13 protein-coding genes and 3 tRNA genes are annotated in these 14,198 nt (G+C 64.3%); 11 read left to right on the top strand and 5 right to left on the bottom strand.

Going from position 1 to position 14,198, the window contains the following annotated elements; all coding sequences use genetic code 11:
- The first annotated feature begins 88 nt into the window (after positions 1-88).
- A complete protein-coding gene (locus E3T27_RS07440; protein ID WP_134572097.1) occupies positions 89-565 on the top strand; it encodes a PLD nuclease N-terminal domain-containing protein in 477 nt (158 codons plus the stop codon).
- Positions 558-2,261, top strand: a complete 1,704-nt coding sequence (gene menD, locus E3T27_RS07435; RefSeq protein ID WP_134572096.1) for a 2-succinyl-5-enolpyruvyl-6-hydroxy-3-cyclohexene-1-carboxylic-acid synthase — start codon at positions 558-560, stop codon at positions 2,259-2,261. Before E3T27_RS07440 ends, menD begins: the two co-directional genes overlap by 8 nt.
- Positions 2,262-2,270: 9 nt before the next feature.
- Here the strand turns inward: menD and E3T27_RS07430 are convergent, their stop codons facing one another.
- Positions 2,271-3,467 carry an isochorismate synthase gene (locus tag E3T27_RS07430; protein ID WP_134572181.1) on the bottom strand — a complete coding sequence of 399 codons (1,197 nt, stop codon included), beginning with the start codon at positions 3,465-3,467 and terminating at the stop codon, positions 2,271-2,273.
- Between the two features lie 114 nt (positions 3,468-3,581).
- On the opposite strand from E3T27_RS07430, the gene E3T27_RS07425 reads away from it, so the two are divergent.
- From E3T27_RS07425 to E3T27_RS07415, 3 genes are read left to right on the top strand one after another with little or no spacing between them, the layout of a single operon-like run.
- Complete coding sequence (locus tag E3T27_RS07425; protein WP_104196889.1) at positions 3,582-4,283, top strand: demethylmenaquinone methyltransferase; 702 nt, start codon at positions 3,582-3,584, stop codon at positions 4,281-4,283.
- 22 nt (positions 4,284-4,305) lie between these two features.
- Positions 4,306-5,376, top strand: coding sequence for a polyprenyl synthetase family protein (locus E3T27_RS07420; RefSeq protein WP_104196888.1), 1,071 nt, complete (start codon positions 4,306-4,308; stop codon positions 5,374-5,376).
- Positions 5,377-5,436: 60 nt separating this feature from the next.
- Positions 5,437-6,819 (top strand): FAD-dependent oxidoreductase, encoded by a 1,383-nt coding sequence (locus E3T27_RS07415; protein ID WP_104196887.1) that lies wholly within the window; start codon positions 5,437-5,439, stop codon positions 6,817-6,819.
- A 131-nt stretch (positions 6,820-6,950) separates the two neighbouring features.
- Here E3T27_RS07415 and E3T27_RS07410 read toward each other — a convergent pair whose 3' ends face one another.
- Entirely contained in the window at positions 6,951-7,439 is a 489-nt protein-coding gene (locus E3T27_RS07410) for a YajQ family cyclic di-GMP-binding protein (protein WP_104126358.1), read from the bottom strand.
- Between the two features lie 314 nt (positions 7,440-7,753).
- On the opposite strand from E3T27_RS07410, the gene E3T27_RS07405 reads away from it, so the two are divergent.
- From E3T27_RS07405 to E3T27_RS17170, 3 genes are all read left to right on the top strand, one after another.
- Positions 7,754-7,835, top strand: a tRNA-Tyr gene (locus tag E3T27_RS07405).
- 72 nt (positions 7,836-7,907) lie between these two features.
- Entirely contained in the window at positions 7,908-8,744 is an 837-nt protein-coding gene (locus E3T27_RS07400) for an inositol monophosphatase family protein (RefSeq protein WP_241992165.1), read from the top strand.
- 181 nt (positions 8,745-8,925) lie between these two features.
- The gene (locus E3T27_RS17170) at positions 8,926-10,113 is read left to right on the top strand and encodes a M23 family metallopeptidase (RefSeq protein WP_134572095.1); all 1,188 of its coding nucleotides are present in this window, start codon (positions 8,926-8,928) and stop codon (positions 10,111-10,113) included.
- 163 nt (positions 10,114-10,276) lie between these two features.
- On the opposite strand, the gene E3T27_RS07390 is transcribed toward E3T27_RS17170, so the two are convergent.
- The gene (locus E3T27_RS07390) at positions 10,277-11,101 is read right to left on the bottom strand and encodes a GTP pyrophosphokinase (protein WP_198416498.1); all 825 of its coding nucleotides are present in this window, start codon (positions 11,099-11,101) and stop codon (positions 10,277-10,279) included.
- Positions 11,098-12,798: a glycoside hydrolase family 13 protein gene (locus tag E3T27_RS07385; protein ID WP_104196884.1), complete on the bottom strand. Its 1,701-nt coding sequence runs from the start codon at positions 12,796-12,798 to the stop codon at positions 11,098-11,100. The genes E3T27_RS07390 and E3T27_RS07385 overlap by 4 nt, the downstream gene beginning before the upstream one ends.
- Before the next feature lie 126 nt (positions 12,799-12,924).
- Here E3T27_RS07385 and E3T27_RS07380 point away from each other — a divergent pair.
- A tRNA-Thr gene (locus tag E3T27_RS07380) sits at positions 12,925-12,996 on the top strand.
- Between the two features lie 31 nt (positions 12,997-13,027).
- Positions 13,028-13,101 (top strand) — tRNA-Met (locus E3T27_RS07375).
- Here E3T27_RS07375 and E3T27_RS07370 read toward each other — a convergent pair.
- A complete protein-coding gene (locus E3T27_RS07370) occupies positions 13,099-13,470 on the bottom strand; it encodes a tyrosine-type recombinase/integrase (RefSeq protein ID WP_241992164.1) in 372 nt (123 codons plus the stop codon). The genes E3T27_RS07375 and E3T27_RS07370 overlap by 3 nt on opposite strands.
- A 302-nt stretch (positions 13,471-13,772) precedes the next feature.
- On the opposite strand from E3T27_RS07370, the gene E3T27_RS07365 reads away from it, so the two are divergent.
- On the top strand, positions 13,773-14,096 hold the full coding sequence (locus E3T27_RS07365; RefSeq protein ID WP_134572094.1) for an anthrone oxygenase family protein: 324 nt from the start codon (positions 13,773-13,775) through the stop codon (positions 14,094-14,096).
- Positions 14,097-14,198: the final 102 nt, after the last annotated feature.

The following is a 14,198-nucleotide window of genomic DNA, read 5'->3' as shown; positions in this document are numbered from 1 at the left end:
GGGGCAGGAATTTCATAGATCAAGCTTAGAATGCCGCGGCTGAGTAGGCGCACATGTCTCTCACGGTCAAGCGGCTTACAATCTAGGTATGCCCAAGCTCTTGATCGGACTAGGACTGGCCCTCGTCATCCTCACCGTCTATACCCTTGTGGACTGTGCAATGTTCGACCGCAAACGCATTCGCGGATTGCCGCGCTGGGTCTGGATCTTCGTCATTGTTCTCGTGCCGCTGATCGGCCCATTGCTGTGGCTCCTCGTCGGCCACGGACGCTCTACTCCTGTGACCCGGTCCTTTCGTTCGGTGGCGCCCGATGACGACCTAGAGTTTCTGCGCGGACTGAACAGCGATGGTCCTGACGGCGCCGGTCTCAACGGCGGCAACGCGAAATCCGACACCGGCCAAAACCGTCCCTTCAACGAGAAAGACCAGCAGGAACGCATTCGCCGTATGGAGCAGGACCTCGCGGACCTCGACAAGAACGACCCAACTCCCGGGGAAACGACGAAGAAGAAAAAGAAGAACGAACCGGGTGAAGGCGAGCAGCCTGGCTGGCGGGATGCCTGAAAGCCTCAAGAGCAGCCCGGCGACCGATTTCAGCTTCGCGCTTCTGGACGAATTCGTTCGGCTGGGGGTTCGTGATCTGGTGCTCTGTCCCGGAGCGCGCTCGCAGGCGCTCGCCTTGGCCGCGGCGGCGCTGGAACAGGCCGGGAGCATCCGCTTACACGTGCGCACCGACGAGCGCAGCGCGGGCTTTCTCAGCGTGGGCCTTGCCCTCGAAACCGGCCTGCCAGCGCTCGTTGTGGTGACGTCGGGCACGGCGGTCGCCAACCTGCACCCGGCCGTGCTCGAGGCGCACCATGCCGGGGTGCCCATGATTTTACTGACGGCCGACCGCCCGGCCGAGCTGCGTGGCATCCGCTCGAACCAGACCACAGTACAGTCAGGCCTGTTTGGGGTCGCCACCCGGCTGTGCCTCGATGTTCCGGCGCCGGTCGGTGAGCCCGATGAGGAGGGCATTGCCGTGGCGCTGGCACGGCAGGCAATGGATGCTGCGACCGGCGGTTCGACCGCAGCTCCCGGCCCGGCACAACTCAACCTGGCCTTTCGCGAGCCGCTGTCGGCTGCGCGGCCTGCCCGCCCTACCCTGATGGCACGCTCTATCCGCGTAACCCCGTTTACATCAAGTGATGGGCCGGCCATGCTCCTCGCGCCGGGACTACGCACGGTCGTCGTGGCCGGCGATGGTGCCGGACCTGAGGCCGAAGAGCTGGCCCACGCCGGTGGCTGGCCGTTGCTGGCCGAAGTATCGAGCGGCGCTCGGTTCGGCCGGAATTTGATCGTGCACTACCGGGAACTACTCGCTGCCGCCGATCTCGGCGGCCTGGTGGAACGGGTGGTCGTATTCGGCCATCCCACCCTCAGTCGGGAGATTCCGGCTCTCATCGCCCGTGACGGTGTCGAGACCATCATTGCCGCAACGACCGGACTCGAATGGTACAACCCGGCCCATGCTGCACGCGCTTTCACCCGTTCGATCGGCGCGGACGCTGAGTGTGTGCTGGCGGCCCAGACGCCCGCGGCACGGGAATGGCTCGGCCGCTGGGTCATGTCCAGCAGGGCTCTTGCAGAGGCCGCGGCTGATGAAGGCCGGGCACCGATCGATAAGCGCGGCATAACCCGCGCTGAATTGGCAATTTTGCGAGCCCCGCTGACGAGGACGCTGCTCGTCGACGCGGTCTGGCGTGCATCGTGGCCGCACGACCGGCTCGTGCTCGGCGCGTCCCGGCTGATCCGGGAGGCCGATAAGCGCGTCCCCGGCAAGAAGATCACCGTGCTGTCCAACCGTGGACTGGCCGGTATCGACGGCACGATTTCCACCGCGCTCGGGGTGGCGCTGGCCAGCCAGGCCGAGCCCGAGCCGCGTTCGGTCGGCGTGACCCGGGTTCTGATGGGCGACCTCACCTTTCTTCACGATGTCGGTTCGCTGCTGCTCGCCCCGGGCGAACCAGAACCCCGGCTGCAGGTCATCGTCGGCGTTGACGGTGGTGGCAGCATCTTCGACGGCCTGGAGGTCGCCGCGACGGCTTCGGCCGCCGCGATGGAGCGGGTGCTCTACACCCCGCGCAGCGTCGATCTGAAGGCGCTCGCCGCCGCCTACGGCTGGGACTATGAAATTGCTGCCACGAGAAGCGAGTTGGAGCGCGCCCTCACCGGCGCCCCTACCCGCCCCAGCATCCTCGAGGTTCCGCTAGTTCGTTAGCGGCTCGAATCAACCGAAGGCTTCGACGATGGGACGGAACTTCATTTTGGTCTCGGCGAGCTCCCGGTCGGGGTCGGAGTCCAGCACGATGCCGCAGCCGGCGTACGCGGTGATGCCGCCGGCGGGTACTACCTGCGCGCAGCGCAGCGCAATCGCCCACTCGCCGTCGCCGTCGGCGCCCACCCAGCCGACCGGTCCGGCGTAGCGGCCACGGTCGAACGGTTCAAGTTCGCGAATCAGGGCCAGAGCCTCGTCGGTCGGGGTTCCGGCGACTGCAGCAGTCGGGTGCAACGCTGCGATCAAATCGAGAGACGTCGACCCGTCGCTCAAGGTACCTTCCAGATCGGTCGCGAGGTGCCAGAGATTGGGAAGTTTCAGCGTGAACGGAATCTCGCTCGTGGCGAGCGCCGAGGTGTGCGGGCGAAGCGACTTGAGCACGCTCTGCACGGCAAATTCGTGCTCGTCACCGTCTTTCGAGGAGGTCGCCAGGGTGAGGGCCGCCTCGCGATCTTCCTCGGCATCCGCTCCCCGGGAGATCGTGCCGGCCAACACGCGGGCGTTGACCGAACCGTGGTCGGCGCGAATAAGAGTTTCGGGGCTCGACCCGATGAGGCCGTCGACGGCGTAGGTCCAGCAGTCCGGGTAACCCAGCGCGAGTTTGGTGATGGCGCGGCGCAGGTCGGACTCGGCCGGCACCCGCCCGACCAGGTCGCGAGCGAGCACGACCTTATTGACCCGTTGACTTTGAATCCGCGAGACGCCCGAGCTGACGGCTGTGCGAAAATCCTCGGGGGGCAGCGTGCCGGGCAGCAGGGCGATGCGGTACTCGTCGCCGAGTGGATGCAGCGTCAGCGGGTTTTCGGGAGCGCTCTGCCCGGTCTCCCAGATGCGCGTCACCCAGCAGTGGCCGTCTTGGCGGCCGACGATGATCTCGGGAACGATGAGCACGCTGGTCTCGGCAGATGTCTCATCGAAGGCAAAAGCACCGAAGGCGAGCAGCCCGCTCCCGGCGCGGGCAAGGGGGTCTGTCACGGTGGCCAAGGCGACGACCTGTTTCCAGGCGGCCGCGGCATCCGTCATGCGGGTCGGGCCGGAAAACTCGAGTCGCAGCGCGCAGCCGATGCCGGCCAGGCCCTGGTTGCGACGCATCCAGAGTAGGGGCGTACGGCGATCGAGTAGCAGGATCAGTTGGCGGATATCGGCCATCGGGGAGGTTTCGACCGTCAAGGCCCGCACATTCACTTCTGTAGCCTACGCCCGCACGCGTATGCCCCGGCAACCGTGCAGTTTCGGCGGGCCTATGCATCCTAGAATGATGGGGTGAATAGAGCAGACCTGAACAAACGGCCGGCGCAGGTGGCTGCCATGTTCGACGAGGTCGCCGCCCACTATGACCGCACGAACACGCTGCTGTCGGTCGGCAACGCGTCGCTCTGGCGCATGGCCACCACCAAGGCAGTCAACCCGCAACCGGGCGAACGCATCCTCGACATCGCGGCCGGTACGGGCACCTCGAGCGCGGCTCTCGCCCACAGCGGAGCCCACGTCGTCGCCGCCGACTTCTCGGCCGGGATGATCGAGGTCGGTCGGGCTCGCCACGCCCACAATGAACACATCGACTTCGTGCAGGCTGATGCGACCGCCCTTCCCTTCCAGGACAACGAGTTCGACGCCGTCACCATCTCGTTCGGACTACGCAACGTGGTCGAGCCGAAGAAAGCCCTGGCCGAGTTTTACCGCGTGACCAAGCCCGGCGGGCGCGTCGTCATCTGCGAGTTCTCGACTCCACCATTGACGCTGGTTCGCCAGAGCTACTTTGCCTATCTCAATCACGTCATGCCGCGCGTCGTGCGCCTCGCGTCCTCCAACGCCGAAGCCTACGACTACCTCGGCGAGTCCATCGCGGCGTGGCCGACCCAGCGGGTGCTCAGCGGATGGCTGCGCTCAGCCGGATACTCTGCCGTCGCCTACCGCAACCTCACCCTCGGCATCGTGGCCCTGCACCGCGGAACCAAGCCCTGACCAAATCGATAGGCTGTCTTACGTGAAATCCAGAGTCCCCGTGATTCGACGCACCGCGTCGGTGACCAGCCAGGCGGGCCTCGGCGAACGTATTTTCTCGACTTCCGCCGACCGCGGCTTGGCGGCGAATATCGATGCCGGCATCGAAAAGGTCGAAGCGGCGCTCATTGATGAGCTCGTCTACGCCAACGAAATCGCTACCGTCACCAGCCGTTACCTGCTCAATGCCGGTGGAAAACGCGTGCGTCCCATGCTCGCGCTGCTCACCGCGCACCTGGGCGGGGGCGTTGTGCCCGACGTTGTCACCGCAGCCACAGCCATCGAACTGACCCATCTGGCCTCGCTCTATCACGACGATGTCATGGACGACGCGGATAAGCGCCGCGGCGTGCCGAGCGCGCAAACTGTCTGGGGCAACTCCATTGCCATTCTCACGGGTGACCTGCTGTTCGCCCGTGCCAGCCAGCTGATGGCCCGGCTCGGTGAACGCGCCATCAAACTGCAGGCGACCACGTTCGAGCGCCTTGTGCTCGGTCAGTTTCAGGAGACCGTGGGCCCGCGCGCTGGGGAAGACCCGGTCGCGCACTATATTCAGGTACTCGCGGGAAAGACCGGTTCGCTCATCGCCGCGGCCGCCCAGGGCGGTGTGGTGTTCTCCAACGCCCCGGCCGAGTACGAGCAGCCGGTCGTGGACTTCGGTGAGAAGATCGGCGTTGCCTTTCAGCTCATCGACGATGTGCTCGATTTGTCACCGCAGCCGCAGGAGACGGGCAAAGTGCCGGGAACGGACTTGCGGGCCGGTGTGGTCACGCTTCCGGTGCTTCGATTGCGCGAACGTGCCGCGAGCGATGGGGCATCCGCTGATCTGCTGGAGCGGCTGGAACGTGACGTGATGACGGCCGGTGCGCAACAGGGCGCGGAAGCGGACGCGGCAATCACCGCGCTGCGCGAGCACGCCGTCACGGCCGAAACCCTGGCCGAGGCACACGGCTGGGCCCGTGACGCCGTTGCCGCCCTCGCTCCGCTGCCGAATGGTTCGGTCAAGAAAGCCCTCACCCGATTCGCCGAGTCCATCGTCGAGCGCTCCAGCTAGATCCATTCAAGAGCGGGCGTGGGCTTGGGCCCGGCCGGCCCGCGCAGTAAGGAATCTTCAGTGACCAAATTGAGACTGGCCATCGTCGGTGCAGGACCGGCGGGCATCTATGCCGCCGATATTCTGCTCAAAGCCGAGCGCAACTTCGAGGTCTCGATCGACCTGTTCGACCACCTGCCGGCGCCGTATGGCCTCGTGCGCTACGGCGTCGCCCCCGACCACCCCCGCATCAAGGGCATCATCACCGCTCTGCGGGGCGTGCTCGACAGTGGTGATATTCGCGTGTTCGGCAACGTGCGGTTCGGAGTGGACGTCACCCTCGACGACCTCAAGAAACACTACAACGCGGTCATCTTCGCGACCGGCGCCGTGCAGGATGCCGACCTCAATATTCCAGGCGCGTCCCTGATCGGTTCATACGGCGCCGCCGACTTCGTGAGCTGGTTCGATGGCCATCCCGACGTACCGCGCACCTGGCCGCTTCACGCACGCGAGATCGCCGTGATCGGCAACGGTAACGTGGCCCTCGACGTGTCGCGCATGCTCATCAAGCACGCCGACGACCTGCTTCCGACGGAGATCCCCGGAAACGTATACGACGGGTTGAAAGGGTCACCGGTGACCGACGTGCACGTATTCGGGCGGCGTGGGCCGACATCCGTTAAATTCACGCCGCTGGAACTGCGTGAGGTGGGCGAGCTGAATGATGTGGACATGATCGTCTACGACGAGGACTTTGAGTACGACGAGGCCGCCCAGTCCGCCGTCGCGAGCAACAAACAGGTCTTCGTGATCGATAAGACGCTGAACCAGTGGCGTGCCCGCGAGACCGGCGCCGCCAGCCGTCGTCTGCACATGCACTTCTTCGCCAAGCCGGTCGAGTTGGTCGACGACGGTACAGGCCGGGTCGGTGCGTTTCGATGGGAACGCACCGTAACGGATGGCGCTGGCGGCGTCGTCGGCACCGGCGAAATTCGCGAGATTCCGGTGCAGGCCGTCTACCGAGCCGTCGGCTACTTCGGGTCGGAATTGCCGGGCGTGCCGTTTGACAAGAAGCGCGGCATCATTCCCAACCGCGAGGGCCAGGTGCTGCGCCGTGACCCGTCGGCCGGTACCGGCGGGCTGTTCAACCAGCAGATGTACGGCGTCTACGCGACCGGCTGGATCAAGCGCGGGCCGGTCGGTCTGATCGGCCACACCAAGAGCGACGCGATGGAAACGATTCGTCACCTGATCAATGACCTCGGGAACTGGTGGCGCCCCGAGTCGCCGTCGGAGGAGAGCATCGTGGACTTGCTCGATGCGCGCGGCGTGAAATACACCGGTCTAGACGGTTGGCACAATCTCGACCAGCACGAACTCGGGCTTGGTGAGGCTGTGGGCCGCACTCGCATCAAGGTTGTGGACCGCGATGAAATGGTGGCGGTGTCGCGCGCCGAGTAGCACTCCGAGTGCGCGCCTCTGCGAACGGGGCCCGGGCCCCGTCCGCAGGCCCAGTTTATAAACTGGGCCCCGGTTCACAAGGTGGGCCTGGCGGACAGAGGACGAGGGAGTTCCCTTGCCGGAGAGGTTCGCTAGCGAAAGTTTGTGAACTGCAGGGCCACGTCGAGGTCTTTACCCTTGAGCAGCGCCATCACGGCCTGCAAATCATCGCGACTCTTCGAGCTGACCCGCAGTTCGTCACCCTGAATTTGGCTCTTGACGCCCTTGGGGCCCTCGTCGCGAATGATCTTGCCGATCTTCTTCGCGTTCTCCTGGTCGATGCCAGCCTTCATGCTCGTCTCAATGCGATATTCCTTGCCGGAGGCGAACGGCTCGCCAGCGTCGAGGCTGCGCAGTGAGATGCCGCGCTTGATCAGCTTGGCCTCGAACACTTCGAGGATCGCCTTGACGCGCTCCTCGGTGTTCGCCTTCATGAGTACCTTGTCACCGCTCATCGCGATCGAAGCTCCTACGTTCTTGAAGTCGTAGCGCTGCGCGACTTCTTTGTGCGCCTGGTTGAGGGCGTTGTCGACCTCCATCGGGTCGACCTTGCTGACGATGTCGAACGTTGAATCTGCCATTCCCCCATGGTATCCGACCCGCGAGAGTGCAAAAAGTGCGCGGTTAGACACCGCACGCGAACACTCCTTTGAGGTCTCGGACAGCGGCAATGGGTAAGCGGCGGATACCGCCGACATCGCGGCCTCACCGGCATCGGCGGCGACATGTCGACCAAGATGCGCACCCCGCCGGCCAACCGGGGAGTGCCGCCCACCGGGTGCCGGAAACGCCTCATCACGATTTCGACGCCCGTTGATTTCTCGGTGAGGCGTTTCGTCTTGTATTGTTAACCCCGCGTCTCCGGTCAAGTGATTACACCTGGTCGGGAGCGCCTGGCGAGTTACCCAAGCGGCCAAAGGGATCTGACTGTAAATCAGACGGCGTAGCCTTCGTGAGTTCGAACCTCGCACTCGCCACGAGTATCACCAGAACAGGCAGGCCCTCGGGCCTGCCTGTTCTGGTTAAGGCCTTGCCTGTAGCGTGTGGGGATGATGCATCCCGCCCCGACCGAGCTGCTCGACCTTGCACGCACCGTCGCCCTCACCGCAGGCGCGCTCGCCCATCGGCGTCGCACCGAGGGGGTCGAGATTGCAGCTTCGAAGTCGTCACCCGAAGACATCGTCACCGCGGCCGACCGCGAGGTCGAGTTGCTCATTCGCGGCCTGCTCGCAGACGCCCGACCGAACGACGGGTTTTACGGCGAAGAATCCGACGCATCCGCGCACACCAGCGGGCTCACTTGGGTGGTCGACCCCATCGACGGCACCGTCAACTACCTCTACGGCATTCCGTTCTACGCCGTCAGTATCGCCGTTGTGCAGGGTGATCCCGACCCGGCCAGCTGGAACACCCTCGCCGGCGCCGTCGTCAACCCTGCCCTTCGCGAGGTGTTCACCGCGTCGAAGGGCTCTGGCGCCTGGCTGGGCGACCAACGCCTGCATGTGAATCACGACGTTCCGCTCTCGCTCGCCCTGGCCGGCACCGGCTTCAGCTACGAGGCGGCCCGGCGGGTGTGGCAGGCGAAAGTCGTGGGTGGTCTCATCGGCCAGGTGCGGGACATCCGTCGTATCGGGTCGGCCGCACTCGACCTCTGCTCGGTCGCCTGCGGGCGTCTCGACGTCTATTTCGAACGCGGACTCAACCCCTGGGACCACGCCGCCGGTGCCCTGATCGCGCGGGAAGCCGGCGCTCGGGTCGGTGCTTTGCACGCGGATGCCGAGGGCCGCGACCTGCTCATCGCCGCAGATCCGGCCCTCTACGATCAGTTCTCACCGGTACTCGCCGCGCTCTTCGAATGCTTCCCGCCTGACGACGGACCCCGCTGAAACTATGCCCACTACCCCCTTTTGGGTGTGATTGGTCGCTTTCCTCTGGTATTCTCAGGGTTGCGCGTTACCCTTAATTGATTCGTTATATTGATTTTCCGTCATTTGGCGTTATTCAGACTGAGCACAAGATCCCGTCCGCTACGCCGAAAGCTGCACTTTGTCACGTCACACTCCACCCATGGACACCACCGTGTCCGGTGACAGTGACGGCACCGCATTTCCCCCGGCAGAACCGGCAGCGCTTACCCGTCGGGAACGTCGCGAACGCGAGCGGGTAGCGTTCTCACAACTCGAATCCCCGGTCACCGCACCATTCACGGAAACTGCCGATGACCTCGTGCGGCTCAGCCCTGCGGCCGATCTGATAGTCACGGCCGATCTGGCCGAGCCTGACCTTGAACCGGTTGTGGTCATCGAGACTGACCGCATTGTCGCGGCTCGACCGGTCGCCGACGCCGGACCCACCGACTACGAGACGTTGCTGGCTCCTGGCGTGACCCAATCGATCCCGACGGTTATTCCCGCCGCCGGTGAACGGCCACGTCGCCATCGCATCGAGCAGAAGTCGGGGGAGACGTTTGCCCCCGCACGCGATTTCGTTCCGGCCGGGGCGCTGCCCCGCCGCACCCCGCGTGCACGACCGCTCGGCAGCACCATGCGTAAGCGCGCGGCCAAAGGCGCTTCGGTTCTCGCGATGTCGTTCGTGGCTCTGATGGCCGTCGCCACCTCGATTCCGGCCGAAGCGTTACTGTCGTCACAAGACGTGCAGGCATCCGTTCTTGAATCGCAGCGTGGCCCGGCAACTGACGATATGCAGAGCATGGATCTGGCCGGCGGTGACACCGTTACCGTCGTGCGTGATGGCTACAAGTCGAGCACCATCGCCGAGGTTGCTGAAGCCAGCGGTATCCGCATGGAAGACACCTTCACTAACAATCCGAACGGAACCATTCAGTGGCCGTTCGCCGTTGGTGTTCATATCGGCGACCAGATCGGCTACCGCAATTGCGCCGGCTGTTCGGTGAACCACGGCGGCCAGGACTTCAACCCGGGCGTCGGCGCACCGATCCAGGCCATCGCCGACGGTGTGGTCAGCTACGCCGAAGACGGTGAAGCCAGCCTCGGCGTGCACATGATGATCGACCACATGATCAATGGCGAGCTCGTTACCAGCGTCTACGCGCACATGATCCACGGATCGATGCTTTTCGCGGAGGGTGACGTGGTCAAGGTTGGCCAAGTCATCGGCAAGACCGGCAGTACCGGGATGTCGACCGGCCCGCACCTGCACTTCGAGATTCGTCAGGGCGGAATCACCGGCACCAAGATCGACCCGCTCGCCTGGCTTTACGCCAACACCAACTAGCGCACCTCGGGTCAGTGCCGCCCGTTGGCGCGCGCACAACTCCTGCAATTTCTTGCGTCCGAACAGGGAAGGCGCGGAAAGTCGCGGGAGTTTTTCGGAACGCCCGCAAATTGCAGGAGTTATGGGCGGTAGGCGGGCAGCTCACGGCGCCGCCGCAGCCGGTTTAGCTCGGCTCGCTACGCCCGCGCAGGAAGGACTCGAGCAGGCCCTTCGGCAGCGGAAACGGTGGCACGCTGTCGAAGCTGAACAGATCGGCGTCATCGGTAACGGGTTCCAGTGCCACGACCTGGTCGTGCAGCAGTTCCATCTTCACATCAAGCCGGTTGGCGGCATCCGCTGCCTGCCGCAAGTCTTCTACCAGGGTGTCTGGCACGGCGCCGTTGTACTTGTAGTAAATCTTGTGTTCCAGGCTCGCCCAAAAGTCCATCGCGATCGTGCGGATCTGAATTTCGACGGTGACTGGCTGCACACGGTCGGACATGAATACCGGAATCGCGACGATGAGGTGCAGGCTCTGGTACCCGTTAGCCTTCGGTTCCCGGATATAGTCCTTGACTTGCAGCACCGTCACGTCGCGCTGCCCGGCGAGCATGTCGCGAACGCGGTAGGTGTCGGAGATGAAGCTGCAGGTGATGCGAATTCCGGCGATGTCCTGGATATTGTCGCGGATTCCGGTCAGCTCGAGCGGGTGCCCCTTGCGGATGGCCTTCTTGAGAATACCCTCCGGCGACTTGAGCCGAGAACTGACGTGCTCGATCGGGCTATAGTCGTGAATCGCACTGAATTCCTCCTTCAAAATATTGATCTTGGTCAGTATCTCGTCGGTCGCGAACTTGTACGACATCATGAACCGGGTCAGTTCAAGCTTCAACTCCCGCATGGCGGCGATGCTCGCAGAGGTACTAGGCGAGACGCTGCTGGAGTCGGGGGAGACGACGCTGCCTGCGCCGGCCGCGCTGCCGACGGGTGCATCGTCGAACGTGGTCATGGTTGAACGGTGCGCAACCAGGCCGTCGTATCGCCCGGCAGGGTGCGACTGACGAGCTCTTCGCTCGCCAGCAGAACCTCGCCAGCGGGCAACTGAATGGATGCCGACCCCGTATTCGCCACGACAATCACGTCGCCATTACGGTACGCCGCGACCTCGGGGCCGAAGCCGTCGATCCACTCGACCGTGCCGGAGGCGAGGGAGTGCTCCCGGCGCAGTCGCAACGCGAGCTTGTACAGCTCGAGGGTGGATCCGGCCACGCCGTTTTGCTGGTCGCGAGCGAGCCCGGCCCATTCGGCCGGCTGTGGCAGCCAACTCTTCTCTCCGGTGCTGAAGCCGAACGACTCGCCGGCGGCTTCCCACGGAATCGGCACGCGGCATCCGTCTCGCCCATAGCGTTCGCCGTTGGTGCGAAACCAGGTGGGGTCTTCGCGCGCATGGTCGGGCAGATCGACGGCCTCGGGCAAGCCGAGTTCCTCGCCCTGATACAGGTAGCTCGAGCCGGGCAGCGACAGCATCAAAGCCGATGCTGCCCGCGCGCGCCGCAGCCCCAGAACAGTGTCGGGCAGTCCAACCGTCTTGGGGCCGATGCCGTGACCCTGCAGGTTATCGCCGGTGAGGGCGAGCCGGGAGGCGTGGCGCACGACGTCGTGGTTGGAGAGCACCCAGGTGCTCGGCGCCCCGACGTTGCCGAAAGCTTCAAGCGACTCGTCGATGACGCTCTTCAGCTGCGGCGCGTTCCACGGGGTCTCCAGGTAGGCGAAGTTGAAGGCCTGGTGCATCTCGTCTGGGCGTACCCACTTGGCCATCTGGCTGAGCGGATCAACCCAGGCTTCGGCCGCGAGAACGCGGTCGCCGGGGTAAGCGGCGAGCACCTGGTGCCAGTCGCGATAAATCTCGTGCACGCCGTCCTGCGCCCAATAGGGGGCCGTCAGCGGCGTCTCGGCGCTGATCCCCGGTTCGAGAGCGGATGCCGGTGCCCCGCCCATGCTGCCGCCCTCGGCGGGAGGCGTGTAATCGGGGAGGCCGGGAGCCTTGATCATGCCGTGCGCAACATCCACTCGAAAGCCGTCGACGCCGCGGTCGAGCCAGAAGCGCAGCACCGCACGGAACTGCTCGCGCACCCACTCGCTGTCCCAGTCGAAGTCGGGCTGACTGCTGTCGAACAGGTGCAGGTACCACTGGCCGGGGGTGCCGTCCGGATCGGTCGTGCGGGTCCAGGCGAGGCCGCCGAAGACGGACTCCCAATTGTTCGGCGGTAGCTCGCCGTTTTTGCCCTTGCCGTCGCGGAAGGTGTAGCGGGCGCGCTCCTCGCTGCCAGGGCCGGCGGCGAGGGCAGCTTGGAACCAGCCGTGGTCACTCGAGGAGTGATTGGGCACGATGTCGACGATGACTCGGATTCCGAGGTCGTGGGCGGTGCGCTGCAGCACTTCGAAGTCGTCGAGGGTGCCGAACAATGGGTCGACGTTGCAGTAGTCGGAGACGTCGTAACCTGCGTCGCGTTGCGGCGAGGTATAGAAAGGTGACAGCCAAATGGCATCAATGCCGAGGTCTTTGAGCTGCGGCAGTCGCGCGCTGATGCCGGCGAGGTCTCCCATGCCATCACCGTTCGCGTCGGCGAACGAGCGGGGGTAGATCTGATAGATGACGGCGGTGCGCCACCATTCGGTGCCAGGAGTCAGTTCGGTGCCAGTCATCCTAAAATGCTACGGCATTGGCGCTGTATGCCTGTAGCGTGGGGAGTGGTCTAGAGCGCCCTGTCGGGGTGATAAAGTTTCTAGGTTGCCAAAAACGCGGCGTTGCAACTGTTTTTTGGTTGCTCTGCCCCCTTAGCTCATTGGTAGAGCACTTCCTTGGTAAGGAAGAGGTAGTGGGTCCGATTCCCACAGGGGGCTCAGGCTTGGAAGCGAACAGCCGACAAGTCGCGGCGGGGTAGCTCAGTTGGTTAGAGCACACGGCTCATAATCGTGGTGTCGCGGGTTCAATTCCCGCTCCCGCTACACAGTACATACTAAATTCGCCCCGGACTTCTGCGGAAGTCCGGGGTATTTTTTCGCCGATTTCGGGCCAACCCCGCATAAACCCCGCAGATTTAAACTGGCGAGCAGGGTATTCATCGTTTCAGCCGCGCGAATACCGCCCGTGTTCTTAGCCATGTAGACGTCCTGGGTCAGGGACGAGTTCGCGTGCCCGAGGTATTCGGCAATCTCCCGAGCGCTTAATCCTGACTGGTCCAAAGTCGTGACCACCGTCTTGCGGAAGCTATGGGTCGTGACCGTCGGATATCCGATCCGGTCGCGAGCCATCCGCCAGTCGCGCGAGGTATTAAGAGGATCTCGAATGTTGCCACGCATGGTCGGAACGACCAAGTCATGGTCGTTTCACCAAGTGCGCCGGCTTGTCCTGCTGTCGGCCCGGTACAACGAGGCCGCTTGGTGCTTTCAGCCGGAGCTCGCGGCGTGTTGCCGCAACGGGCCCGTGGGCTGAGGCATCAGCGGCTCACTCGTGACGGAACTGTTCGGAATCGCCGTGACGGCGGCAGCGGCGGTTGGGGCCGGTGTCACTGGAGGGGTCTATTTCACGTTCACCACAATCGTGTCTCCGGCCCTGCGGCTGCGTTCCGCGCCGGAGGCTGTGGCCGTAATGCAACGGGTCAACGAAAAAGCCGTCCGTGCCCCCCTTCATGATCGTCTTCTTCGGGGGCGCCCTGGCCGCGCGCGCGGCAGCCGTCACCGCTCTGCTTCAGGACGCTGGCGCCGAAATGGTCCCCGTTCGCGTCATCGGCGCAGGCCTGACAGTGGCGGCCTTCGCCACGACAATATTGTTCAACGTGCCGCGGAACGACGCGCTGGCCCGGATCAGGCCATCCGAGGGGGACGTCGCTGACGCGTGGCGATCTTTCGACGCAGGTTGGAGTCGTGCGAACACGACTCGAGCCGTGCTGGCGATCTTCGGCTCGGCGTTTCTCGCCTCGTCGCTGGTCCAACGCCTCTAACTCGAGCGCGAACCCTCATGACGGCATCATTGCGCGGACGGTCACGACGGAAATTGCCGGTCCGGTTGAGCAAATACGAACGATTGAGGCGCGACGAGTGCC

Source organism: Cryobacterium lyxosi (genome assembly GCF_004403345.1).
Taxonomy (GTDB): Bacteria; Actinomycetota; Actinomycetes; order Actinomycetales; family Microbacteriaceae; genus Cryobacterium; species Cryobacterium lyxosi.
The sequence above is the reverse complement of the archived record's forward strand: the minus strand, read 5'-3'. Positions and strand labels throughout refer to the sequence as shown.